The organism is Legionella bononiensis, assembly GCF_016786215.1.
Lineage (GTDB): Bacteria > Pseudomonadota > Gammaproteobacteria > Legionellales > Legionellaceae > Legionella > Legionella bononiensis.
Genome location: NZ_JADOBG010000002.1, coordinates 210,269 through 236,852, shown reverse-complemented (window position 1 = coordinate 236,852; position 26,584 = coordinate 210,269). Strand labels below are relative to the sequence as shown.

Genomic DNA, 26,584 nt, shown 5'->3' with positions numbered 1-26,584 from the left:
GGGAAGCATTTGCTAAAGACTAAACTTGGAGTTTTGTGTGCATTTTGAATCAGATCAAATTATTTATTCTCCTTCTGACTTAACGTTGTATATGGAAAGTCCATTTGCTTCCTTAATGGAGCATTTGGCTTGTATTGAGCCATGCACGCTTGATTTGGTAGATAAAGAAGATCCTTTGTTATCCGTATTGCAACATAAAGGCTTACAGTTTGAGCAGGCAATTTTAGCATCATTTAGATCGCAGAGTTTGCAAGTCGTATCTATTGAAAGAGGAAAGAATGCCTATCAGGATACACTGAACGCCATGCATAAAGGTGTAGATATCATCTATCAAGCAGCTTTATCACTGCATCCATTTAAAGGATATGCTGATTTCTTAGTTAAAGTTGAGGGAGACAGTGATTTAGGGGCGTTTCACTATGAACCTTGGGATATTAAGCTTTCAAAAACAGTTAAACCTCAATTTGTTATTCAATTATGTTGTTATGCAGAAATGCTGGAAGTGATTCAAAATAAAAGACCTAATAGGATTACTGTTGTTACGGGTGACAAACAACAGGTGCAGTTAGCAACAAACGAACATTTTTATTATTACCTGCATCTTAAAGAGCGTTTTCTTGAAGTGCATGGCCATTTTTCAAAAGAAGATTTACCCGACCCTGCCGATTCTGATCGCTTTGGTCGTTGGTCTACCTATGCCAATGAACGTCTTATCGCATTAGATCATCTAACTCAAGTTGCAACGATTACCAAGAGCCAAATCAAAAAGCTAAACAAGGCTGGAATCAAAACAATGCAATCCCTGATCGAACTGCCCCAATTGAGAGTTAAGGGAATTCAGACGGAAGTGCTTAAACGTCTTCAGTTACAGGCGAATATTCAAAAAATGAGTATGGGTAAAGAAAAACCTTTATACGAGTTATTGCCACATGACAATCAAAAGAAAAGTGGTTTGGCTTTGCTTCCTTCTGCATCTCCATTGGACGTTTATTTTGATATTGAAGGATTTCCTTTAGTAGATGGGGGATTAGAGTATCTTTGGGGCGTTGCCTATTTTGATGAGAAAGGGGTTCGGCAATATAAAGACTTCTGGGCGCATGATAAGGTGCAGGAGCAAACAACGTTTCAATCGTTTATCGAATGGGTATTTGAGCGTTGGCAACGTGATCCGCATATGCATATTTATCATTATGCGAATTATGAAATAGCCGCATGCCGGAAATTGATGGGACGGTATGGCATTTGTGAAGCTATGGTGGATACCTTATTGCGCAACGAGGTATTTGTTGATTTGTACAAAATTGTTAAAGGGTGCCTGCGCCTAGGTGAGCCGCGTTATTCAATAAAAAATGTTGAACATTTATACAGAGGGAAACGTGATACAGAGGTTGGTTCCGGTGGTGATTCTGTGGTGGTGTATGAGCGTTGGCGTGAAGATCCTGATGGGGATAGCTGGGAGAGCTCAAGCATTTTAAAAGCGATTCGGGATTATAATATTGATGATTGTCATTCTACCCAAGAGTTGGTTGATTGGTTGCGAGCTTGTCAACAGGAGAATGGAATATTCTACCTTGGAAAAACGGAGATAGTACCTGATCCTGAAAATGAAACCATTACAGAGTCTATTCGGTTACATGACAAACTACTTGAAAAAGCCAATCACCTAAAAACGCAAGCACTAGAACAACAAAGCAAGGTTGCCAGTCTTTTTGCCTGGATCCTGGAATTTCATCGCCGTGAAAAGAAGCCGATGTATTGGAGATTATTTGACAGACTGGGATCAAGCTTTGATGAGTTGTTTGATGACATTGATTGTCTTGCCTATTGTGTACGTACTGATAAAACCCCTTATAAGCCTACACCTCGTTCCAAAAACTTAGCTTATGAATATCGGTTTGATCCTAGCCAGGAGTTCAAAGCCGCTGCTGATAAATACAAAGTATTAGGAGAAGAACGTCCAGATGGAAAAACATTAAGTGTTACCGTAGTCAAAGAAGATTCAAGATTGAATGAAGGTATTATTGTTCTACAGACAGGAGTTAACTTAAGTGAAGTTGTGACTTTAATTCCTGATGAAGACATCAATGCAGAACCGCTCCCTACGGCGATCATGCACCGTGCCGAACAATTTTATCAAGGCCAATTAGAGAATACCGCGATTCATGATTTTTTGATGCGTAATCCACCTAGAATCACAGGAAGATTGCCCGATTCTCCTATAGCACCAAGCCATGAGCCAGCTACTCGCCTTACTCAAATTATTTCTGCCGTCATCAATATGAATAACAGTTATCTTACCATTCAAGGCCCGCCAGGATCAGGCAAAACGTATACCGCAAAACATATTATTGCCGAACTTTTAAAACAGGGAAAACGAATAGGTATCTCGTCCAATAGCCACAAGGCGATTAATCATTTATTGATAAGCACCGCTGAATATTGCAAAAAAGAAGGCATATCAGCTTATTTTGCTTGCACAAAAGAAACAGACGAGTCACTAACTAAACTTGGCATTTCTATCTTTGAGAATAAATCTATCGCAGACAATTTGCGACCAGCATGTGTTATTGGAACAACTGCATGGGGATTTGCAAGGCCAGATTTAGAAAATTCATTCGATTACTTATTCATTGATGAAGCAGGACAGGTGAGTGTCGCGAATTTAATCGCGATGAGCCGTGCTACCAAAAATATCATCTTAATGGGTGATCAAATGCAGTTGGGACAACCCTCTCAAGGCAGCCATCCAGAAGAAAGTGGTGCATCAATTTTAGATTATTTATTACATACCACACCAACAATCCCTGAAAGCATGGGCGTATTTCTAGGAACCACCTATCGTATGCACTCAGCTGTCAATCAGTTCATCAGTGACGCCATTTATGAGGGCAAGTTGGAATCAGCAGTAGAAAATGATAAACAACGCATTGTAGTGCCTGAAGGTTATCAAGGTATTTTAAATAAAGAAGCAGGTATCATTTCTGTGCCGGTTATGCATGAAGGCAATACTCAGGCAAGTGATGAAGAGGTAGATCAAATTGTCTTATTAACTCAAGCTCTTCTTGGTCGAACATTTATTGATAAAGATGGGAAGGAACGCCTCATTGATTGGCAGGATATCCTATATGTTGCGCCTTACAACCATCAGGTAAATAAACTAAGAAATGTTTTAGGACAACAAGCCAAGGTTGGTAGTGTCGATAAATTTCAAGGCCAGGAAGCGCCTATTGTATTTTTGAGCATGTGTGCAACTAGCGGCAATGAATCCCCACGTGGGATGGATTTTTTGTTTAATAAAAACCGAATGAATGTTGCTATTTCCCGCGCACAATGTATGGCAATCATAGTTTATAGCCCTATGTTGCTAGATACCTATGCCAATAATTTAGACCAAATGGAAATGGTTAATTTATTTTGTAGGTTATTGAATAGTAAAAAATATACATAATCCGCAAAGTTCTATTGTTAAAAATTCAAATTGTCTAATATAAGTCTATAATGAATAATAAAATACCATAGGACTTTAGGGGTCACCATGGAAGGTATTATTCAGTTGGAGCATTACTATCATCGTTCAAAAGAACGAGTAAAAGACTTAGGCGAGGTATTTACACCAGAATATTACGTAGAGGAGATGCTAAAGCTTCTTTCTACTGAGAATGATTTTTCCTGGAGCAATGAAGAAATCGTTTTTTTTGAACCCTGCTGTGGTAATGGGAATATCGTAATTGCTATTTTTCTAAAAAGAGCGGGAGCGTTTTATACTAACTCTATTTTACATAATAAGAGAGAATATGCAGCTTACTATGCTGTAGCAAACACGATTCATTCCTTATGGGCGATTGATATCGATCCCGAAAATATTGCGGAATGCCGTACTCGTCTTTTTAAGGCATCAATAAAGTTCCTACTAGATAAACTACAACTTACCGATTTTAAGATCCTTATCGGTCGAGATAGAGACTATCTTGCGCATTTACTATGCGCTATACAATGGCATATTCATGAAAATGAAATGTTATCTGCGGTAACACACCAGTCAAAATTATCTCGTTCTAATGCTCAAAAAACTAAATTAAGTGCCGAATGGGTGGCATTAAACAAACACCATCCTATTGATTTTGATTTGACTTGGATTGATTTTTTCGAGAAGAAACTAAACAAAAACATTATCCCCTTGGTTTTTAAGCAAGCGATTAAATTTCTTGAATCTCAGAACGGACAGGGTAGCGATAAATTCGATTTTGCTAGAACTATATTTACCAGTGATCAAATCGTCAGAAGTGAAAATCAATATGTTGCTAACAAAGGTGAGGCAACATGCAGACAAATTTAACACTAAATTCAGCTCATGCATTGGATGTTTTAGGAAATGTAGTAGGGCGCGATCAACAAATAATGACTATTGATAAAGCTGTGCATCTGGTCTCACTTTTAGATAAACCAGATTTTTTGGATGAAAAAGTAGTTTTCTTCGATCCATTTTGCAAAGCAGGAGAGATTCTTTTGGGTTGTGCATACTTAAGTTGTCTGAATAAAAGTATAGCCAAAGAAGCGCCGATAATGCTTGAAGATATAAAAGCAGAATTATATAGATCAGGTCGATATTTTGGCTTGTCGCCTGATGAGAGGCATCATCGATTGAGTTTACGCACATTTTTAGGAAATAAGCTTTCGCATGATGAAAAATATAATCAAATCATTAGGAATGGGAACTATTTATCAGAAATTGATGGGCGATTAGACGCCCCAAAATTTATACAGGAGTTTAATAGTATGCTTGATTATATAAATTCCAGTAAGAAATATAAAAAAATTATTGCTGTGGGGAATCCTCCTTATCAAGAGTCTGATGGCGGAGCGGGAGCAAGCGCTAAGCCAATTTATAATTTTTTTGTAGAAGCGCTAATCCAATCGAATGCCGTACATGAGTTTATATTTGTCATACCCGCGAGATGGTTTTCTGCTGGAAAAGGCTTGGATAATTTTAGAAAAACCATAATGACTTGTAATCAGATCAAGAGCATAACCTATTTTGAGAAAGCAGAAGATGTTTTTCCTACAGTACAAATAAAAGGCGGAGTGTGTTTCTTACATTGGATATTGAAACAAAGCAATTTAAAACCAATTTTTATCGTTGGAGACGAGAAAACCACTTTAGATTTAAATCAATATGATATTATTCCTGATGATCCTTACTCTACATCAATTATTGGCAAGGTTTTAAATAGTGGACACGTGAATCAATATGTATCTTCAATTGCCTGGGCAGGAAAACCCTTCGGGCTTAGAACTTTCTATTTCCAGAGAAACGAGAGCATTTGTGACAAAGAGCCTGATGCAATCAAATGCTATACATCTGGGCGTAGGATTAAGTACATTAACAGAAATATTGTATTGAAAAACGCTGATAATATAGACAAATATAAGGTAGTAGCTCCTAAGGCATATGGTAAAGGTATGAAGAGATGTACCTTGCCGAAGCAGCATATCTTTATAATCGGTAAGGGTGAAATTTGTACTGAGACTTATAATGTTATTGGATGTTACGAATCCAATGAGGAGGCTGAAAATTTCCAACGATATCTTCAAACAGATTTTTCTCGCTACTTATTGGGTTTAAGGAAAATAACACAGGATATACCAAAGGATCGATGGAGTTGGGTACCCTATATTGATGTAAAGAAAAAATGGACGGATAAAGAATTATTTTCCTTGTTTCATATAACGCTCGAGGAACAATTACATATTAAGAAAAAAGTTCAGGAGTGGTCATAAAATGGAGTTCCTGGAGCTATATGCCTATGCAACGCCGTCTGATTTGGAAAAAGGGCGCGTGAAAGTTGGTCATTCTAAAGTGGGTTGGTACAAGGAAAGAATTAAACAACAGTTTGGCACCAGCAATGCTGAATATCCGGAATCAATCTTGATTGGTACACTTCCACTCGGTAAGCGTGATCATCATGTTCATGCTCAATTAAAGAAAAATGGTATTAAAAAAGTAGATGGTGGCCCAGGAAAGGAATTTTTTTACGCAACGTTTGATGATGTAAAAAGGGCATACAATGAAGTAGTCCATGGAAGTCCGAGAAGGGATAATTATCCCTTAAGGAATGAACAATATTTGGCTGTTCAAAAAGCAAAAAAATGGTTTTTAAAAGAATATCCAGAAGAAATTATTCGAGCCTCTACTTATCCTAATCGATTCTTAATTAACGCAAAAATGCGTTTTGGAAAATGCTTTACTAGTATTCACTTGGCCAAAGTATTGCAAAGCAAGAGAGTATTGATTGTTACTTATAAGCCGGATGTTATTGATGAATGGCTAGATACCGTCAATGAACATATAGACTTTAAAGGTTGGGTTGGTATACGTGCCAAACCAAAGTCCAAAATATCTACAGAGCCTAACTTAGATACTCATGCAAACTTTACTAAAAGTGAGCAATCGATTGTAGTATGCGTATCGCTTCAAGATTTATGGATTGATGTAAATGGGAAAACCAAGAGTCGCTTACAAAACATTCCCAAAGTAGTCTGGGATTTAATTATTTTTGACGAAGTTCATTATGGTAGCAAAACAGAAAGAGCCGCACATATTCTTAATCAACTTCGCTTTATTCACCGATTGGATCTATCTGGAACACCGTTTAAGTTAATTGAGCAAGACGATTTTTGTGCTCAGCAAGTCTTCACATATAGCTATTTAGATGAACAAACAAAAAAGCATCAGGAAATAGCAAATGATCCCGAAAATAAAAAAGATAAAGTCTATCGTCTAATGCCGGATCTTAATATTTCTGCTATAGAAATAACAGAGCGAGATATTGCTGAACAAAGAAATATATTTGAAACGGACAATATCGATTTTTCCTTAAATAAATTATTTCAGACTGATGAAAATGGTAATTTTACATATGAAGACGCTGTTGATCATTTTATTGATGGTCTAACTCGCTCGGATCATAATGCCCGCTCAATTAGTGTTTTTGGTAAATTAGGCCAAAAACTAAATTGCCCTTCAAAGCGACATACGGTGTGGTGGTTACGACGTGTAGATTCAATTAAAGCATTAATCAAAAAATTGTGTAGCCATCCCTACTTTACAAATTTCATTTTAGTCGATGCCTCTGGTTCAGATGCAACTAAGCAAGAGTATGATCGAATCATTGCACGTGATAAAACCAAGGTCGAGGAAGCTATTATAAGTGTAAAAGAAGACCCCACGAAGTTGGGAACCATTACATTAACCTGCGGAAGATTTTTAACAGGAGTAACCATTAAAGAATGGGAAAGTATCCTAATTCTCAATGATACGCAATCCGCTGAATCTTACTTTCAAGCGATATTTAGAGTTCAGTCTAGATGGGTTGATGAAAAAAGAATGGAATCACTCAAGCCTACGGCATGGGTTTTTGATTTTGCTATTACGCGATGTCTTTCAGTTACTTATGATTGCGCTAATAATATTGCGGATCAATTGGATCAGCACGAAAGTAGTGAGGGCAAGATAAGCGTAAATAATCTGGATATGGTGGCACAAAAATTATGCGAAACATTGGATATCAAGCGATTTTACGAAGGTGATTTAGTCAGTAAGCCTACTACAGCTAAAGATATATTTGAGGCATTCAACCATGAGGGATCAAAAATTGCCTTGGCAAGGAGAATTACTTCCAATTTATTAGTGAATTTTGCTCAGTTAAAATTAGTAGATGAGAGATTAAAGGATATTCTGGGAAAAATAAAAGGATACCGGACACAGAATGTAGCTGACATTAGTACGGAAAAATTGATTCAAATTGGGATTGATGCTGAGATATTAAATAATCTTAAATCTGATCCTAGTCAAAGCGATGAAGAGAAAGAGGCTCTATTAGAAGAATTTTGCGAAAAAGAACAAGATAAAGAGCGCAAATCATATAAGCAATGGTATGCCACTCAAATAAAACGACTCGCCATCTGCATGGCAGATTTTATATATATGACTTATGAGCGTGAAATGAATATTGAAGATGTCATTGAAACCAAATCACCACATTTTTTTGAAGTGATGACGGGTATCACGAAAGAAGATTTTTCTGAGCTTTGTACAAAGGGTTTTATAAAAAAATCGCCTCTTAATAGAATAGTCAGAGAATTCAAAGATCAGGAAATGACTTCGCTTAATCCAGATGAGTATATTTTTTCCAATATTGTTCAGCAATGGCGATATATTAATTAAGGAATAGCGCAGCAAGTTATAAAAATACTAAAAAATTGCAATCTTTAATAAATTCTTTTGCTGAGTTTATTTAGACCTGTCATTAAATGTTATAAGCCTACTATCTATTCCAATAATCAAATGAATTAAATTGATTATTGGAATGCATACTGCTAAAGCTGGAATGATTATTAATATGATGATGCATGGAGTGATTGAAATTAAAACCAAATGGGCTCCCTCCCGCATCATACGAGCCAATCATGGGCAAACCAGTAACAGGATTTACTCTAAAAGTATTATGAGGATTATTATTAATTAACTGCTGGTGGTTAATAGAAAGATGCTCACTCTGATTTAATATACCATGTCCTTTAATCATATTAGGTAAAATATGTCGTTTAAAGAATTCATTTTCCATGTAATTAAAATTAGCATCTTTGGATGTAATGGCTTTTTGATATTCGAGATAGCCTGGCGGTGGTTCTAATACAAAATCCTTAATTCGAATAAGCAATTGTATTAGTTTTTTTATATGATCAATTAACGCATCCTTTTGAAAAAATAGTTTCATTTTTTTATTCCACTTTATAATTAATCCCTTCACAAATGCGCAAAGGTATGCGCTCTTTATTTATTCTCTAGTCCAATATTCTAACTATACTAATAGTAGTACTTCATAAGGATTGTGCCTAGTTGTATTTTCTGAATCTACACACACCACGCAATGTGATTGCTTTAAAAAGCTTGCACATAACCATATGATTTATATATAAATAATTCAATAACCTTAAAAAACGAGTAATTTAAAGTAAAACCCTCATGTATACAATTGTATACATAGACCCCTTGTAAATCAATGGATATCAACTTAAAAATACAGTTGTATACATAAATAATACTATTGTATACTTGTATTGATTCAATAAATGAGCCCTCTATGAAAGAAAATGATGTCATTACCCTGCGTATCTCAGAATATGAACGGGAGTACTTAAATAAAATTGCACATCAATTTGATTTACAAAAACGAGGCTCATCAGACACTTCACCAGCAAAAGCATTAAAATTTCTTTTAGAATTTTGCTTACATAATGAGATTTCACCGCAGAGAAAAAATGAAAATCCATTACAAGATATAAGAAAAATGATTGAACAAATTCATGCATCCATACCTCATTTGATGTATCACAATCATTATCAAAGTTTAGTCATTTCATCCAATATTAATGACGATTCTTTGAAAGAAATAAAACAAAAAACCATCGAATATTTAAACGATAATTTTTCAGGATTTCAGAATAATTCTTATAAAGAAGTTCGATTTAAAATAAACGGAATTGGCCTTAAAACAGTACCTATAGAAGAGGGTGAATCGTTATGGAAGTAACTATTGATATTGGCGCAGATACTCTTCATTCGTTGAATAAAATAGCAAAAATGAATAACAACGAATTAATTGTAACTGCAGCAGAGATGCTGTCATTTGGCGCACGTATTTATCTGCAATCTTTAGAAAAAAAAACAGATGAATCAACCCAGTTATTGCTCGAAAATAGTGTTCGCTCGATACAAATTATTACTGAAATTTTATACAGCGTATACAATAAAGACTTGTCTAAAATGGGTGCTTATGATGCGGAGACGGCATTAGCTATGATTGAACGAATGATTCCAAATATATTAAAAGGGGTTTCTTAAATCGCTCTCTTCATTTCATAATTCCATGGATATTTTTGGGTGGAAAAAGCGAATTTATTTCCCCTTTCAAAGAAATAACTGACCTGTTTTATGATTAAACCAAATCACTTTGAATGAACATCTTTGTAAGATAACATGTCGAATAATTGTTCTTCTTTTTCAGGAATAAAGCCACAGGTTTTGCTCCATTCCTTGGGGTTTTCGTAGGTACCAAATAACATATCCCACCATACAATATCCCCATAATTATTTTTATGCCGATTGAATTGATGGTGAATTCTGTGCATCTCTGGACGCTGAAATACATACCCTATCCACTGAGGTGTTTTAACATTGGTATGGTAGAAAAACTCACCTATCGCGGTACAAGCGGTATAAACCATACCCGCCTCAATTGATAGACCAAGAACTGTATATACAAGTAGGCTGCCGATGATAGAGTTCACAATCATTTCGCCAGGATGTTTGTAAAACGACGTGATGACCTCGAGCCTTTGTGGACTATGATGGATCTGATGAAACCCAACCCATAAAAAATCAAATTCATGACGTGCTCTATGCCACCAATAGAACACAAAAGTTGCGATAAAATAGGCAATAAAACCACCAGCGTAAGGAGGTAAATAATGTGACAGATGAAAAATAGACCAAGCAGAAAACCATAATTCCCATGTATAACCTGCCAATGTAACAACTCCAATTTGCACTAGATTAAGCAATACCACCCTAATAGGCCATGTTTTAACATGAGGTAACTTCCAACCAGGAACTAATCGCTCGATCACAAAGCAGATTAAAAACAGTGCGAATACAATTTTTAGCATAATAAACTCCGTTAAGCATAAATAGGTTGCATAGAAATACCCTAATGAAAAAATAGTGCAGAACATGTATGATTCAATTCTTACTATTTATTTTTAAAGCTCACGCTCCATTTCTCGATTAGGCTGTGATTTATTAAAAGTACGATTACGTTCTACAAGTTCTCTGTGATGCACACGTTCTTTAATTCCATTAATTAACCCTTGATTGAGCCGTATAAACTCATTGTCATTTTGTGTATTCAGTTTGCGATCTTGCTTTATCAACGATTGAATTTGTTTATCTTGATTTATTTTTTTGAGCTCCGGTTCCTTGTTTTCTAAGGCACATTGTTTTTTAAATTCCTCTAAACTCATGAGCCGGTTTAATTGTTTTTTTAGCTCGTCCTTTCCTTCCTTAACAAGCACATCATTTAAATCGGTATTTTCTTTTTTAGGGATCATAATGGATATGTGAATACCAGAATCGTGTAATTTCTGAGCGGCTTTTATAATCGTATTGGTTTGTTCATTTTTTGCATATTTATAGGTGTCTTTTCCATCATTGTCCAAGCAAATAACCACTTGTTTGGGTATATCTTTTGGATCAATATTTGAAAAATTTGCTTTTCCCAATACAGCATACACACGCGCATGTTCATTGGCTTGAAGTATACTTAATCCTGTCTCAACCCCTTCGGTAAAATAAACCAGATTGCCTTTACCCTTCTGATTTAAGTTGACAAAATAATTGCTGATTGAACCAAACGTTTGTTTCACCGGAACACACGACTTATCTTTATTAGCCGAGTGAGGGTCTAGTTTGGTAACCTGAACATGGTGTATGTTACCTTGTTCATCTTTACTAAAAGCCAATAGTGCGGGAACATGCTTTTGCCCATCTTGGGTCTTGGTGTATACCGAACTACAATACCGTAGATCAGCATGCTCATAATGAGCCAATCCGCGATGAATGATTAAGTATTTTTCAGCGATGGTACCTTTAATAGGCTGTGATTTTTGAAATAATGTTTGGGCCAATTGTCGCTTCCCTTCATTCATTGGTTTTTCTTTTCGTTCACTCGATTTTTGTGGTTCCTTACGATCGTGCTCAGGGATGTAATGGATAAATCGCGCAGCATATTCCAAGGTTTCTTTAAAGTCGGACAGTACTTGTTCTCTTTCAATTAAATGGAACAGATTGCCAGATTCTTCCGTTTCGAAGTTATGCCATAAACCCGAATTAAGCTCTATTTTAAGACTTCCTAGAGATCCATACCGATATACATTTTTAGTAGAGAGTTTAGGATTTGGTTCTCCTAAAAGGCTTTTAACTAAAGAATCAGATACGTTCAACAAGCCATTATATAGCTCTTCTGCATTAATGGACGGATTTTGAGCAGACTCATATTTTTTTGTGGGTCGAGAATCGTTTCTCTGTTCCTTAGATTCTTCCCGAATGTGTTCTTGAGCTCGATCCATTAACTGAGTACTGATTCTTTGCTGTTTCTGTTGCTTCAAGCGATAAGCCTCTTCGGTCAATACAGCAGAGGTTTTATCCGCATCGCGTTGTTCCAAGGAATCTTCAAGTCTTTTGACTAACCCCTCAAAATTATCGGTATAAAATGTTGCTTGATGGCTGGCGCGAGTTGCATCAATTTCATGAGATCTATGGGTGGTTACAACAAGACGGTCCTCCAATTCCAAGGCAATCATGAACTTAGATGTAGCACCCTGACTGGAATAAGCCGTATTCGTATAGGAATAGTCCCAATGAAGATCTGATTGTTTTTTTAAGTTAAGTGTGACCTGATTTTTATTGTTGCTTAAGCCTACTGTTTCACCAAAAACCTGTGTGACCGTATATTCTTCATTGGCAATAATGCCCCGAGCGTCATCATTTCGTTTTAATCGAATCCGATCCCCTGAGGCTAAAGGCCGTTCATGCAATTTATAGAAGGAAGGCATTGTTTTGGGTAAAATAGAAGCGCTGATTGTAAAAGCAACCTGTGACTCATCAACACAGAACAATTTATTTGATTCACTATTAATGGATTTGATGGTGAAATAGTCGTCCTTTTTAGCCACCGAATAGTTTTTACCAAACCGAATAACATCACCTGGTTCAAAAGAATGTGCTTGTACTTGATCCGCTTGATCCAAGCTGACTGGAAATAAGCGCTTACAAAGTACATCTTGACCGTGTAGTTGATGTTGTTGGTGCAACCCTTCACGTATTAACACTTCAATGGGTGTTCTGTCCTCATGAGCATGAGCAACTATTAGCGTATTTTTTTGACTCTCATGAGTCCGGCTGAGAAAGTCTTCAGCGATTGCACGATAAATGGATTTATAGTCCTTCTTTCCTTCCTCATCAATACAATTAATTTCAACCAGTGATGAATGATTCAACCCCTGTACCGGTGTCTTTCGCTGCACGTACTCTTCTGGATTAATGTTTTTTATGAGTTCAAAAGCCTTCCCAATTTCTCTACGTGATGCAAACTCCGCTGCTTTTTTTAATTCAGGATTCGGGTTCTGGCGCACAATCTCCGTCATAAACGCTGTTTTTTGCGATTGGCTTTTGATGGTAAGCTCATGAGGAATCCCTGAGGCCAGCGATTGCAACTGTGTAATATCCCCTGTAAACACCATTCGTGATTGGGTGTCAATACACTTTTGCTGTAAAGCATGGTACTTCTCATTATCAATCATGGAGCTCTCATCCACAATGACTAAGTGACTAGCACCTAACCCACTATCATTGCGTAAAAAACTATCCACGGTTTGCGCCTGGATGCCATTCGCGTTGAGCTCTTCTACGGCTTTATGCGTTGGAGCAAGTCCTAATACTTGAAATTGATTGTTTTGCGCAATATCTTTCACATGCCGCATCATCGTGGTCTTGCCCACACCAGCAAGCCCTTGAATGGATACAAACCGGTCGGAAGTGCTCACCACCAACGTGATGGCATCTTTTTGCCCCTGCGTTAAAGTTTCAGGTAAAGACAATAACTTTTGTGCAGACGGCTCAATGGGTTGTACCGTATTTTGCTCTTGGTAATTCGCCTTAAGTATTGCCTCTTCAATGTGTAACGCCTCTTTGGTCGTCCAATAGGTATCCAAATACACCAGAGAATCGGCCATTCGCGCTTTCAGTAATGGAGCGATGTCTTCGAAATCTGCTTCTCCTAATGCATGCATTAACGCATGGGTCATTAAATCACTGTGTTTAAAGGCTGCATTACGTTCGGTGCATTTAGCAAGCGCATACGTGAGCGCTGTAGCTGCAATGCCCTCTTTGTCTTCTGATTTAAGCTCAAGATGGTGAATTAACGAGTTGATTTCTCGCGACAAAGCCTTATTGGCATAGGCTATATCACGGTAGACTAAATCGGGCTTTTTTTGTTGCACCTCATAGGCAGTCCATTTCAATTGCTCACGCTCTAAAAAACGCTGCGCCTTTGGTTCGTCATCCGTAAATAAGAGCACCTGTTGCGCGTTTTCACCAATTTCTCCGATGAGGTTACGGTTGAGCTGGTACGGTTTTGCCGCCACAAGCACTTGAGTGGTTTCTGGTTTTATCTCATGCGGTTTTTTACAATAATCATAATTAAAATGGTGTTCGGATAGCACTGTATTAGTCAAAAATATGATGTTGGACTCATGGCGTACATAAATGCCCTCTTCAGTAATTTTTGACACAACAAACGAACTTTTGGGCGCATATTTAACGCGCTGATGGTATAAAGACTGTTCATTGATTAACCGTTCACCAACAGCGACTTCCAATACATTTTCTCGTGATACACGATAGTCTTCTTTGGTGTCATAAGCAAAGAAGCTTGTCTTGCCTTGGGCATTTTCTAACTGCAGCCCATTGGCACCAACACCACACACCTTATAATGTTTCGGTGTTCGCCCTTCGTTATAAAACGTAATGTTATCGCCCGCTTTATAAGAGTGGGCGTATCCTTTTTCCGTTTGAGTTAAGGAAACTGTCGCAAGAACCGCTACCTTTTTCATTTGCCTGGATAACTGCCCTTGTTGCACCAGCCCTTCTCGTATCTGGCGCGTTATGGTCTCTTTTTGTTTGCTATTCAAAACAACCAACGCACTTTTTTGTTGCTGTTCTGGCGACAATTGAAGCCAAGCGGCACTCATAGATTCATTGATTTGTTTTCCAACTGAGAGCTTCAGTTCTCCTTTGATAGGGGTTGATAACGATTGATACGAATGAATGCCCTGCTCTTTTAAAACCTTAATCGGATTTCCTGCACTAAAACCCAAGGTTCCTGCCGCGTTATTCAATAAAATGAGTTTACTTTGACTTGCTTGAGTCATATCGCTTAACGCAGATAAATCATCAAAAGAAAGTTTTTGTGCATCATGAACAATCACTAAATCTTGCTTTATTTTCGTAAACGGTGACGCTTTGATGCGTTTTCCATAATGATATTGAAACCCAGATACCGTGTGCACAATATCGTCTTTAAACAAATTTTTAATCCTGGAAATGAATCCTGTATCTAAATGTTTGATGTCTGCTCGAAGTTGCTGTGTTTTTAGGCTACCAGGATGCAACACATAGGAATTGAGTTGGTTGGCTTCTGCAAGATGCACCATGTCTTGAATCAGCTCTTTCTCGCACCGAAAACCGGCTACATCAATGATTTGAATGCGCTCGTTATTTTTAAATACCGAAGAGCTGAGCCCTTGATTGGGCACTGTAATCGAAAAACTTGCTTTTAATTCGTTGGTGGTTTTTGTAATAAAATTCTTTTCGCGAGCAAGAAGAGACGCCGTTGTATAATACTCCAAGGATTTCCCCTGGATAGTCTCTGTAGACAGCAGAGATTCAATTTCCTGTTCAATGTCCTCATGCCCCACAAGACCTGCTGAAAAAGTCATAGCCTGGCGCACCAAAGCCCCATGCTGGATTTGAGTGGAATATTCGGACAAATGAGCCAATGCGTCATTCACGGCTTTTTGTGCATCAGGGCTTAAAGGAGTAATGTGCGTGTTTTTAACCGCTCCTCGTCCAGTATTTAATTTGGAGTCCTGGATTATCCCCCTCAAATCAATACCAAGTTCTTTAATCTCGTCTACCCACTGTTGATGCAGCGCTTGGCTATCTATTTCAGTTTTGGGGTTACGGGTTGATAAATTGGATTTTTCAGCAGCCTTCGCACTTCTTGTGCCGCGTTCCTTCATATCATCAAGGATCTGTACGCGCCTTTTGGATGTAGCAGTAATAGCCTCTTCACTAATGCCTACCACCTCAAAGTTACCGTACCGGTCTTTAATGCGGATATCGTAGCCCAACTCCTTAACTTTTTTCGCTAAAGAGGACATGTACACCAATCCCAAATAATGCTGATTGGAATAAATTAATTCACGAAAACCATGATCCAGATGTTCTTTATCATTTTTTGCTCGCGAGGATAAAGAACGCCATAATCCATCCGAACGTTCGGTCATGTTGAGTATGGGTACATGCGTGTGCAAATCAGGATCTAATTCACGTGACGTTGTATGGACAAACATAGCTGCTACTAAATTACGGGTTTTTTCAAAGGTGGTTTCACCATTAAATGTAATGCGTGCTTCTGCGGCGAGTTGTTCAATGCGACCAAAGGTAATGTTCACAGATTCTTGATGGGCTTGAAGCAAGCGCTCGTCCTGTCCCACCAAGGCTAAAATGGATACGGACTTAGGTGCAGATAAAGTCACATCGGTCCCAGGACGATGCTGACGCTCGCCCTTATCGATAATACCCAGTAATTGCCCACTGGGTAATTGTCCGTCGAGTAATTCCAAAAATTGCGACGGCTCAATTTGACCGGACAACTGTAACTTTTGTGCGCCATTGCCAATCCATCGTGACAGACTATTAAGCGAATCTCGATCGCTTAAATAATAATTATCTTGTGTGGTGTAATAATGCACCGCGTCTTTGGCCGCACTTATTTTATTTAAGGTCAGCATCATACCTCCCTGGATGACTTAAAAAATTTCTTTTATAACAATGGATGCCTCACGCAACTCAATCGCATCGGTGTCGTTTTTATTCGCTGCAGATTGATCTTTGGGTTCCGCATACGGTGATTCAGGAGGCACTAAATCCTTATCCGATACCTCATGCGCCAGTGTTTCAAATTGATGAATTTTTTTAACGTCATCATTTCGTTGAGGATTATTTTGAACCATCAATGCACGGTGATTTACTTTTTCCAATGCATCAAAATTGATAGTTCGCTCAATAAGAGGTACGCAAATTTCTTTACGCTCAATGTATTGGTTTTTCAAACGTGTAATGGGATGATTGCCTACCAAACGAACATAGCACTCCATGTCATCAAGAGTCATAATATCGCCCTCTTCGACCGTATTTCGCTTGGTACGTTGCGAGCCCACCGTATTCCCATCACGAACAGAATCAGGACCATAAGACTGACTTTCTTTCATCTCGTTAATCACTTGTGGGCCTAAGTCTTCGGAAACCCACTTAGCGACTTTCGATTTTGGACTCCTAAAATAAATGGAAGTATTGAGTAGATCCGCAATGGCTCCGGCTTCATGGGCTCCATAGATAAAATCTAATTGCGCAATGGATTGAATGCCAATGGCAACACACCCACCAAATTTACGAATGTCTGCCAGAGTGTCTGAAATGGTTTCTAAACGATGCAAGCTCGCTAATTCATCCATGACCAGCCATATACGCCCCTTATTATTAGCCACCAAGGATTGCACTCCTTGCATAGCGAGTCCTAACCATAAAGAAATCAAAGGCTTTATTTCTTTATGATATTTGGAACGTGACGTAATAAATAACCACCCTTTATTGTATTTTTTAGGATCAGCTGTATTTTCAATCCACTCTTTAATCGAAAAGTCTTCTTTACCCGATTTCTCAAGTCCCTCAAGAAAACGCAGCGCCTTAGTATAGGTTGCCAACACGGACTTAATGGAAATGGCTGTTTTTTCAATTTCCTTACTCACCAGATTTTCAGATTCAGTCCCTTTGAGAATATTCCTGATTTCCTCCAAGGAAGTAGTAAGTAATAACTGCAGAAGAAACACGGGATCTTTTTCTGCATAATCCCTGATTTTCCATGCCATCGAGGTGAAAATGGTTCTTGCTGAGTCCACCCAAAACGGATCGCTGCCTTGAACTGATTTAGGAATTAAATACGTGGCAAAGGAGCCAAACTCCAACGGGTTGGCACATTCTCGCCACATTTTCCAATTGGCACATAAATTTGAAACGGGATTAAGCTCCACATCAATACGCTCATCAAAAAAATACGGTTTGATGGTGCATTCTTTATCATAAATGATTGCAGGCTCGCCCAGCGCCCTAATTTGCTCCAAAAGCATCATCATGGCTTGGGTTTTTCCAGCACCCGTTGTGCCATGAAACAACATCCCTTGCTTTTCAGAATACTTAGGCATAGGTAAGCGATTCAACAGTTTAATTTCTGAAGCACCACGTTGTGATTCGTTGACTGATTTGATGGTTTCTTTAGGCGAGTCAGCCAAGCGCGTACCGGAAACAAACTGATCTTTGGTGTATTTTTCACCTAATTTAATAAAGAAGCGAGAAAACAACAGCGTAATCAACAGATACACCGCCCCACCAAAAATTAAAGAAATTTGCGCTTTTCGCCAAAGAGCCTCTTGAGCCAGATGTACGGATGCTTGAATAAGAGGGCTTTTTTGATAAAAAAGCGCTGTAATTTTACTCCCATTGAGGTTAGTCCATAACACATACTCCCCATTATGGAATTTCACGAGAAACCTTGAAATGTGGTGAAGCGCCACCAGTTTTAATTCAGACGAGGCATAAAACACCATAATCAGCGAAAAAAGCACGACAAAACCTAAGACAGCCCAGTGAAAAATACGGTTACTCACCTGAATCATCATTTTGGTTTTATAGTCAAAAATCTGACCGCCACTCATAAATTGCCACATATTTTGCAAGGAACTTTGTTTCATGATTCTAAATCCGCCCTTCCTTAAACCCGCGATCATTGTCCACATAATCCTTTTTTTGTTGTGCTTGCCGATGTGCTAAATCCGCTTCAGATGCCTTAATCTCCTGTTGTGTACTGCTCTCTTGGTGTTGGTAGGCTTTTGATAAATCTTCTCTATTATCCATACGCAGATCGTGCGCTTGCTGGATGGTGTTATCTTGCACCTGGCTTAAATGCCGCTCTTGCGATTTATTTAAAACGCCTCCAGAACCCTCCTGATGAGCCTGGTTGATGAGTGTTTTTTGATGGGTATTCATCGAAGCACGTTGCGCTTCAAATTGGTTTTTCACGTGCTCAGGTGATGAGTGCATCATACGGCTTACTTGCTCTTTGACTGCCGATTGTCCTTGGGAAGAGCTCATAAATTGATCGGCCAATTGTTGTTGTGCGCTTAAGCTCGAAGCATCGGTCCCCATCAATGCTTTTTCTACCTGGACCCCATGATGCTGCACCGCCCAATCATGAAACGCCTGATCCAAGACTCTATCCATACCGTCGGAGTGCTCTTTCACACGGTTAGCCATATGTTGATAATGTTCACCCTTACTGTATTCAGTTGAGGCCATATCCGATAAAGCATGTCCTTGCGATAAGTTGGCTGCGATTTGTTCGGATTTTGACAAATTAAACGAATCATTGGCATCCAAGTGGTGCGTCTTGGCTGTAGACTCCATGTGGCTCAATGCGCTAGAGAATGATTGACCTTCACTGGAGTTAAAAAAGGCTTGAACCGAGTTAGAAGCAGACAAACCTGTTTTCAAACTCGTGCTCGCTTCTCCAGAAATACCCGTGACTGCATGGGCGAACGATCCAAATACCCCTTTGCGTGTATCAATTCTGGCCGAAACCGCCGCATCCCAAGACACTTGCCCTGATTTATCATGATGCTGATTGTATTGGTTAACCGCATCTTGCATTTGACGAATATCTTGATTTAGCGCATTACTGAGCGTTCTATTAATGCCCGTTCCTTCCCGTACCTCACTGGCATCGCTTTCATTAAATTGAGAAAGGCCACTCAACGCTTGTTGGTAATGAGAATCAGCACTGGTTCGATGCGACTGGGCATTTTGGAACGATTGGCTGGCACTGTCTTGTAATGAAGAGCTGATTCTTTCGGATGCGTGTAATCGCGTGGCCATCTGACTCATCGCAGACTGTGCGTTAATCACGCGTGACCCATCCATTCCTTGCGAAAGCAAGGCACCGTTATCCGCTTGAACAGTAGCCCGCCCTTCCATATGCTGATAATTGGTATCCCATTTATTCGCATGCGTATTGTTGTAGTTCATGTTCCAACCACTGTATGAGGCCATGGAAATATTGCCTTGGGTGGCTGATTGCGCTTCTCCTGTCGATAAGGATTGCGCCATGCCTCCCAGATGTTGAGACGCAGCACTTAATAAATTAGGTAATCCTTTGGCAATAAAAAGGGAAATCACAGGCACACTAATGGCCAAGCCCCCTGCCGTGTATGCAAAGCTGCTTTGAATACTGGCGATGGAATCAATGGTTGAAAAAGTAACCCCTCCATTTTTAGAACCAAATAAAGTCAGTGTGGTAGAAGACGCCAACGACACAAAGAAATGAATAATGATAAACATCGGAGGCCAAGACCATAAAAACACCTGAGTTTGCATGTAGATTAGGTATACCCCGTGCATAGCCGGCACCAGTGCTAATAACATCACTAAAGGGAAAATACACAGCGTCAGCATCCAAAAGACGGTCATATAATAAGGAAGCCGATAGCCTGCAAGCCAAAAACTATTCGCTTCAGCCACGTGCATTTTTTGCAGACTGGAGCTGTTGGTGTAATTCATCAGCTCCGCATCAGCGCCAGCAAAAGCAAAGGCATCAAGGGCGGATTCACGAGTGGCATTAATTAAAATATTTTGCGTAAGTACATTGGCTGCATCTTTGGACACATTCATAAAATAGGAATGCGCTGCCGCCAAACCATCACTAAACTTCTCTTTATCGCCCTTGGTCATAATATTCGACAAATGAACGAGTTGTTTTTCTATTCCCGTATTCAATTCTGGTTTTAAACGTGCTGCTGCATCAATACAGCTCAAATTGGATCCATCATGAAATAAGACACGATAAATAGGAGAAGGATGCTCAAAATACAGGCGAATTAAATCCGAGCTGTGCTTCATTTCATTGGGTGAAATTTGCTGACTTCCCAATAGTTTGGCTGCAAAAATGCATTGCCTGATGTAAGTGGACAAATCACGAGAGAGCTCAGGCGACAAAGACAAATTAGAACTGGTAGAGGCTAAGAACGTGCGTGAACCAAACAACATACCAGTTCGGGTGTAATCTAAATCCTGTGGCATATGAAACACATCACTAAACACTTGAGTAATCCCATACCCAATGCCACTAATAAGTGCTGCAGGTAGCCCTACTCCTAATGGCACATTATCTACAGTAAGTGCAGGCCCCGCTGAATCAGCCGTTTGCATATCAATAATGGCAACCGGGGTTTTGATGCCTAAAATACAAAACAAAAAGACAAACGTACACAGAACATAACGACTAATGGCTTGAATCCTTTTACCACTGACATATTGAAACCCAACCACCCCTACAGCAAGAATACTCACGATGTCCTGAGCCGATTGGTAGGTTGAGGTGCCAAGCAGCGTAACCATGGCATCCAGAACTGTTTTGAGATACTCTCCATTTTGTGGCGTATAAATGGTTAAAAGACTCATTGCGCGTCTCCATAATAGGCTGTTCTTAAAGTGGGTGTTAATGCACTTAATGCTTGTTTGACGTTGTTGCGAATTAATTCATTGGTTTGTAACGCTGCATTAAACCGCTCACGACTCTCCGTACTAAAACGTGCTACAAACTGTTGTGCTAGTTGCAGGTTTTTGTATAAACGCTCTTCATTGTGAGCGCCAAGCTCACGCCCTGAGAGCGAAGCGCGAATAATATCGAGGGAATTAGAAAGGTATTGTGCTAAAAGGTCCGTTGCCACACTTTGAGCCAGCTCATAACTGCCTTGAATACCCGTGTTTTGTTGTGCATTGGCAGAAATAAGATTAAAAACGGCAGGTTGTGTTAACTCAATCAGTCCCTTTTGCTTATCAGATAACTCTTTGCCCATTTTAATGTTGTCATAAATTCCCTGCAGTAATTCTTGTACCTGAGCTACTAAGGCTTTTTTAGCACTGATTTCTTGTGTGCTTGTGGCATCAATGGATAAACAATGTGACTGTGGCCCTGTGTCAGTGCAGTGGTAACTGGGTAACTTTCCTCCGTACAACAAGGCTTTAATAAAATCTTGATTGGTTGCAAGTGAGGGGTAAGTCATTAGCGCCCCTTTCGCGTTAAAGACAATGGTTCCCGAAATGGACATGTACACTTCTGCTAATTTGGGATCTTGAGCAATAAACTGATTAATTTGTAAGGAGTCCCAAACAATATTGGTATTGATTAACACGCGGTCCTTGTATTCAGGATTATTTTTAGCTTGAGCCAATATGGAATCGGCGTCACCACCTGTGGAACATTTTTGGCGTGCCATGGCCCAATCCGTAAAGGTTCCTTGGTGACGACCTAAATCTTCGCAAAGACGCTGTTGTGCTGCCCTATTTCGTGGCCACACCGCAGCACTTAAATTTTCACCCATTTCACAGGAGTTAAAATTAGTGCCATTAATTTCATTCGCCAGTTTTTGCATAAACTGCATCGCATGCGCAATTTCAGGAAGTTCCGTTTCTAAAGCCAGATTTAATGCATATCCTGCTCCTCCCGATAAGATATTTTGCATGAACTTCACAATCTGATCCGACTTGATGAAGGAAAAACCGCCTGCAAAGAGATCAATGCCGCCACAACCAGAGCGCATTCCAGGCACATCCACATGCGCAAGGCGGATGGTACGTACTTGATTACGGGCATACACCGAACCAAGAGCGGCATAACCCGCTGCTTGTGTTTGATAGGCATGCGAGCCCGTCACATTGGCATCAAACCCCAAATTATTAAAAAAATGGGATAAATCGGATTCTGCATTCGCAAAGAGCTGACTGGTCCCTAACAACAATAAGGCGGCAACAGTTTTTTTAAACAGTGTCTCTCGCAAGATAGTGAATCTATTCATCATGAAATTTTTCCTCCAAATGCGTCATAAGTTCATCCACGCGGTTTGCAAGTTGTGCAGGCTCTGCCTCACCAAACAACACGGCATACGCTTGATTCGTAGGACGATTCACAAGATACAGGGCAGGCACTACAGGCTTGTATTCGCCAGACACATATAAGGTTTGAAACAACTCAGGCGTTAAATTGGCTGAATCAAATCCATCTAAAGACTCGCCATCCAAACTATACGCCTCTACAGGGATATGAAAACTGGATGCAAAATCACGAAGTATTGGCGCAAATTGATGACAATGAGGGCAGGTGGAGCGGTATATAAAAATAAAGTAATGTTGCTCCGACAGCGCGCTAATTCTTTTGTTCTTGGTGCGCGCCAGTTCTTCTTGCTTTAAGAGTTGGGTTAATTCATCCAATGCCACATTAGCAAACGAATGCGTACTAAGAAGGAATAGTACAATTAAAAAGAATCTTTTTTTCATTCATTCACTCCTTCATAACTGAATCGTTTAAACTGAGTCATCACATCAAAAATGCGCTGTTTCAACTCTTCTAAAGATAAAAACCCATAAGACACAGGCGACATCTTATTGCTCTTTAAGTCCACGAAATAAAGCGCTGGCATGTACTTCGCCTCAAGTGCTACTTGTTTTTGAACCGTTTCCAGAGGGATTGATTTAGGATTAGGAAGCCCATCAATGAGTTGGCCATCCGTACTGACTGAAATCATGGAAAAACCATATTCTTTAATGAAGGGCAATAAATGCATGACCATTTTTTGTGAAATGGAGCTCGTGCCACGATAAAATAAGATAAAGCCATAGCGTGCACTGCTTTCATGAATCACTTTATTGATTAATACTTTTTGTGCATCATTACGTACCGCAATCGCTGAGTTGTCGGTTGGAAAATTCAGCGTGCTATCCAACTCAGGATGGACCAATAAGACTTGTTGCCAATAGCGCACAAATTGCTGATTATTTTTTGAATAATCCATTTGCGCTTTCATATACTCGTGCGTTGCACTAAAGGATGGCGCAATCAAAGCCTCTGCCAATTTATTCAGAGTCTCCTTACGCTTATCCATTAGGCGCTCATAGGGGGATTTCAGCACGGGCGCGGGTCGTGGCTGTGGGATTTTTTTTATCGGCTTGGGTTGCTCTTCAACGCTATACCAATGAAATCCTTTTGCATGCTCCTGCACAATATCCGCATGAAGCGACGTCACGACCAATCCCCATACCAACAGCATTAACAGGCGGCTCATAATTCACCTGCCTTTTTCTGCATTCTTCGTGTCACTTCATCAATGGACTTTTTAGGATCTTGAGATTTGATCTTTAGATCACCTGCAATCCCTGCCGATTTATTAGGTGTCCCATGACCAAAGGGATAGATAGGCGTTACAAAATCAACCCGCCCCAAATCCATTTTCTGCAGTTCTGCCACACTCATTCCTGCACAGGTTGGATGCTCTGCATCACCCAAACCACGGCCATTCACTTGTGTAAGACGGGCCTCTTGTATAATTCGGGCCATTTTGCTTGGAAAGACACAATAAGAGCGTTTATGTTCTAAACAAACCCCAGCCACTTTTTCACTACAATATTCGCCTAGATAATGAGCCACATAATTTAATTTAGCGCGCCCCAGCGCTTTGTCTTCCTCACGACAATGAAGCAAATCAATGTCTTTTCCCCATCCTTTATCATGGCAACAATCAATAAGATCCAAGGGCCATATTTTGCATTGCACGGCTTGTCCCCCAAAAAGAGACGCATTCGGTTGTTGGCTTAATTCATGCCCCGCTTCTCCTACAACTGCTAAAGAAGAAACGCTTTGCCCAAAATCACTGTTTTGAGTTTGGGAATGCTCCGTGCACTCACCATCAGCGCAAAATAAGTCTTTAATGCATTCGATAGGGGCTTCACACACATTTTCCTGGCAACTGTACGTCTGCTTATACAAAGCACAAGTTTGCTCATCAAAACGCGCACACTCTGATGCTGTTTGGAAACACCCTTTGTTTTTCTGTGCCAGGCATTCATCAGCGGCAGCACTGGAACAAGAATACGTCAATTCTTTTGCCCAACACGCACGAGATATGGGAAGACCATCAATTACTTTAGGGGACTGAGTATCCGTGCATTTTTCTTTTTTGATTCGACACAGCGACCCCTTATTTTCAAAGCTCGTACAATGATTATCCCAATACTCTTGGCTGATGTAGGGTTTGGAGTGTGCTGTGACCGTCAAGGCGACTTGAATGGGATAAACTCGTCCCCATCCTTTATTAATATAAAAGGTCAATAACCCATTATTCGCACACGTTGGAGTGCCAATTACCTGAACCCAATAAGCATTCGCACCATTATTTCGTATCGAATGAATGGTGGCACTCATGCCATCACAAGGATGCTTCATCCTAATGGGATAAGGAACTGAGCCGCCCACAGCATTAGTGATTGCGCCAGTCACCAAATTTACGGTAATCACTCCGGTCCATTTTTTAGCAACATAAAATGAAAAATCAGCGCGTTGCACTACTTTTTCAGAATCCACCAGGACCTTAAGGTTCTGGGAGCAGGTTTGATCGGGCAATGAACGAGAGCTGAAACATTGTTCTTCATGCGTCTTCATCGTGCAGATAGGCTTTTGATTCGAGCATTGAACGCGATCATTGGATTGTCCATGCGTAATCGCATAACTTTCAGCCTGAATCAATTGGGATTGAGCCAATACGGAATTGGCTTGATTGAGTTCAAATTTGTTTGTTCCAAAATGATCAATAATGGTTTGAGCACCAGGATCATTTTTAATCGCCGCATTAGCCTGACTTGATAAATCCGTTTGTTCCTTTTGAACCCCTTGATAATATCCTTCTTGTGCGGGATGCTCTGAATACTTTTCAAAAATCGCTTGAGGTTCAAACCCACGCATAGCCTCTTTGGGTTGGGCATTTAACGATTTAGCATACTTTTTAAAGCCATTAAAATCGGTCCCTGTTTGATTCGCAAAACAGCCCATAGAAAGTAGTGCCATCAACACACCCCACTTAAGCATTAGCATTCTCCAAAAGAGCCTGCGCCACCTCATTGGCACTATCCCCTTTCTGCGCTATAAGTTGTAAACTGTTTTTTATAGACGCATTGCCATACACCACATCATAAGTCTGTTCAGGACAAAGTAATTGCTGCCCACAAGAGCTAGGCCTTTTACTTACTACCAATGCAGGTACTGCAGTAATATGAAATTGTTCAAACCATAAAGGATCAACCGACACCCCATTAAATGCCCATTTGGATTCTTTTGCCTTAGCATGAAGCTTAGAAAAAGCCGTAATGGTTTTTTTAAAATCCCCCTCAATCAAACCATTAATCACTACTGGAATTTTATAAGAAGCTGCCTCATCGCTCAGTGAAAACAACAAGGATTCGGGCATGGAAAAAGACACAAATAATACGGCTCCATCAACGGTTTGGCCTTTTTGAGCAACAGGGGTGCTTTGGCGTGATTGCTCAATAATTTGATCAACCAAGGTCTTATTTTGGGCAATGGATTGATTGGATGCTACATTCCAATGCGCCAAAGTATCTTGGCTTACGGATTCGTGTGCTGTCTTCCCTATTGCCGATGCCTCATTAAGAAAATCATTCACATTGGCATGACTTGAGGTGACTAAAAACAGGCTACTTAAAAAAATTCCAAATGCATTCATGATT

The 26,584-nt window shown here is 39.6% G+C and carries 16 protein-coding genes; 6 read left to right on the top strand and 10 right to left on the bottom strand.

What is annotated here, in order from left to right; all coding sequences use genetic code 11:
* Window positions 1-37 precede the first annotated feature (37 nt).
* From IZU94_RS02195 to IZU94_RS02180, 4 genes are all read left to right on the top strand, one after another.
* Entirely contained in the window at window positions 38-3,448 is a 3,411-nt protein-coding gene (locus IZU94_RS02195) for a TM0106 family RecB-like putative nuclease (protein WP_203107571.1), read from the top strand.
* Between the two features lie 87 nt (window positions 3,449-3,535).
* Window positions 3,536-4,336: a hypothetical protein gene (locus tag IZU94_RS02190; protein ID WP_203107569.1), complete on the top strand. Its 801-nt coding sequence runs from the start codon at window positions 3,536-3,538 to the stop codon at window positions 4,334-4,336.
* A gap of 20 nt (window positions 4,337-4,356) precedes the next feature.
* Entirely contained in the window at window positions 4,357-5,778 is a 1,422-nt protein-coding gene (locus IZU94_RS02185; protein WP_238400669.1) for an Eco57I restriction-modification methylase domain-containing protein, read from the top strand.
* A 1-nt stretch (window position 5,779) separates the two neighbouring features.
* Window positions 5,780-8,224, top strand: coding sequence for a DEAD/DEAH box helicase family protein (locus IZU94_RS02180; protein WP_203107565.1), 2,445 nt, complete (start codon window positions 5,780-5,782; stop codon window positions 8,222-8,224).
* 100 nt (window positions 8,225-8,324) lie between these two features.
* On the opposite strand, the gene IZU94_RS02175 is transcribed toward IZU94_RS02180, so the two are convergent.
* A complete protein-coding gene (locus tag IZU94_RS02175) occupies window positions 8,325-8,777 on the bottom strand; it encodes a hypothetical protein (protein ID WP_203107563.1) in 453 nt (150 codons plus the stop codon).
* A 366-nt stretch (window positions 8,778-9,143) separates the two neighbouring features.
* Between IZU94_RS02175 and IZU94_RS02170 the strand changes: the two genes are divergently transcribed.
* On the top strand, window positions 9,144-9,593 hold the full coding sequence (locus tag IZU94_RS02170) for a hypothetical protein (RefSeq protein WP_203107561.1): 450 nt from the start codon (window positions 9,144-9,146) through the stop codon (window positions 9,591-9,593).
* Window positions 9,584-9,904 (top strand): hypothetical protein, encoded by a 321-nt coding sequence (locus tag IZU94_RS02165; protein ID WP_203107559.1) that lies wholly within the window; start codon window positions 9,584-9,586, stop codon window positions 9,902-9,904. Before IZU94_RS02170 ends, IZU94_RS02165 begins: the two co-directional genes overlap by 10 nt.
* A gap of 104 nt (window positions 9,905-10,008) precedes the next feature.
* Here IZU94_RS02165 and IZU94_RS02160 read toward each other — a convergent pair whose 3' ends face one another.
* From IZU94_RS02160 to trbC, 9 genes are all read right to left on the bottom strand, one after another.
* Window positions 10,009-10,728, bottom strand: coding sequence for a sterol desaturase family protein (locus IZU94_RS02160; RefSeq protein WP_203107557.1), 720 nt, complete (start codon window positions 10,726-10,728; stop codon window positions 10,009-10,011).
* Window positions 10,729-10,821: 93 nt separating this feature from the next.
* On the bottom strand, window positions 10,822-16,695 hold the full coding sequence (gene traI / locus IZU94_RS02155; RefSeq protein ID WP_238400468.1) for a conjugative transfer relaxase/helicase TraI: 5,874 nt from the start codon (window positions 16,693-16,695) through the stop codon (window positions 10,822-10,824).
* A gap of 15 nt (window positions 16,696-16,710) precedes the next feature.
* The gene (gene traD / locus IZU94_RS02150) at window positions 16,711-18,708 is read right to left on the bottom strand and encodes a type IV conjugative transfer system coupling protein TraD (protein ID WP_203107555.1); all 1,998 of its coding nucleotides are present in this window, start codon (window positions 18,706-18,708) and stop codon (window positions 16,711-16,713) included.
* Window positions 18,709-18,712: 4 nt separating this feature from the next.
* A complete protein-coding gene (locus IZU94_RS02145) occupies window positions 18,713-21,469 on the bottom strand; it encodes a conjugal transfer protein TraG N-terminal domain-containing protein (protein ID WP_203107553.1) in 2,757 nt (918 codons plus the stop codon).
* On the bottom strand, window positions 21,466-22,869 hold the full coding sequence (locus tag IZU94_RS02140) for a conjugal transfer protein TraH (RefSeq protein ID WP_203107551.1): 1,404 nt from the start codon (window positions 22,867-22,869) through the stop codon (window positions 21,466-21,468). Before IZU94_RS02140 ends, IZU94_RS02145 begins: the two co-directional genes overlap by 4 nt.
* The gene (gene trbB / locus IZU94_RS02135; protein WP_203107549.1) at window positions 22,859-23,344 is read right to left on the bottom strand and encodes a type-F conjugative transfer system pilin assembly thiol-disulfide isomerase TrbB; all 486 of its coding nucleotides are present in this window, start codon (window positions 23,342-23,344) and stop codon (window positions 22,859-22,861) included. The genes IZU94_RS02140 and trbB overlap by 11 nt, the downstream gene beginning before the upstream one ends.
* Window positions 23,341-24,129, bottom strand: a complete 789-nt coding sequence (gene traF / locus IZU94_RS02130) for a type-F conjugative transfer system pilin assembly protein TraF (RefSeq protein WP_203107547.1) — start codon at window positions 24,127-24,129, stop codon at window positions 23,341-23,343. The genes trbB and traF overlap by 4 nt, the downstream gene beginning before the upstream one ends.
* On the bottom strand, window positions 24,126-25,925 hold the full coding sequence (gene traN / locus IZU94_RS02125; RefSeq protein WP_203107545.1) for a type-F conjugative transfer system mating-pair stabilization protein TraN: 1,800 nt from the start codon (window positions 25,923-25,925) through the stop codon (window positions 24,126-24,128). The genes traF and traN overlap by 4 nt, the downstream gene beginning before the upstream one ends.
* Window positions 25,918-26,580, bottom strand: coding sequence for a type-F conjugative transfer system pilin assembly protein TrbC (gene trbC / locus IZU94_RS02120; protein ID WP_203107543.1), 663 nt, complete (start codon window positions 26,578-26,580; stop codon window positions 25,918-25,920). The genes traN and trbC overlap by 8 nt, the downstream gene beginning before the upstream one ends.
* Window positions 26,581-26,584: the final 4 nt, after the last annotated feature.

Coding starts and splice junctions, on each gene's coding strand:
- IZU94_RS02170 (WP_203107561.1), top strand. CDS start 9,144: ATGAAAGAAAATGATGTCATTACCCTGCGTATCTCAGAATATGAACGG.
- IZU94_RS02140 (WP_203107551.1), bottom strand. CDS start 22,869: ATGATGAATAGATTCACTATCTTGCGAGAGACACTGTTTAAAAAAACT.
- traN (WP_203107545.1), bottom strand. CDS start 25,925: ATGCTTAAGTGGGGTGTGTTGATGGCACTACTTTCTATGGGCTGTTTT.
- traI (WP_238400468.1), bottom strand. CDS start 16,695: ATGATGCTGACCTTAAATAAAATAAGTGCGGCCAAAGACGCGGTGCAT.
- trbC (WP_203107543.1), bottom strand. CDS start 26,580: ATGAATGCATTTGGAATTTTTTTAAGTAGCCTGTTTTTAGTCACCTCA.
- traF (WP_203107547.1), bottom strand. CDS start 24,129: ATGAGCCGCCTGTTAATGCTGTTGGTATGGGGATTGGTCGTGACGTCG.
- traD (WP_203107555.1), bottom strand. CDS start 18,708: ATGAAACAAAGTTCCTTGCAAAATATGTGGCAATTTATGAGTGGCGGT.
- trbB (WP_203107549.1), bottom strand. CDS start 23,344: ATGAAAAAAAGATTCTTTTTAATTGTACTATTCCTTCTTAGTACGCAT.
- IZU94_RS02160 (WP_203107557.1), bottom strand. CDS start 10,728: ATGCTAAAAATTGTATTCGCACTGTTTTTAATCTGCTTTGTGATCGAG.
- IZU94_RS02180 (WP_203107565.1), top strand. CDS start 5,780: ATGGAGTTCCTGGAGCTATATGCCTATGCAACGCCGTCTGATTTGGAA.
- IZU94_RS02190 (WP_203107569.1), top strand. CDS start 3,536: ATGGAAGGTATTATTCAGTTGGAGCATTACTATCATCGTTCAAAAGAA.
- IZU94_RS02165 (WP_203107559.1), top strand. CDS start 9,584: ATGGAAGTAACTATTGATATTGGCGCAGATACTCTTCATTCGTTGAAT.
- IZU94_RS02145 (WP_203107553.1), bottom strand. CDS start 21,469: ATGAGTCTTTTAACCATTTATACGCCACAAAATGGAGAGTATCTCAAA.
- IZU94_RS02175 (WP_203107563.1), bottom strand. CDS start 8,777: ATGAAACTATTTTTTCAAAAGGATGCGTTAATTGATCATATAAAAAAA.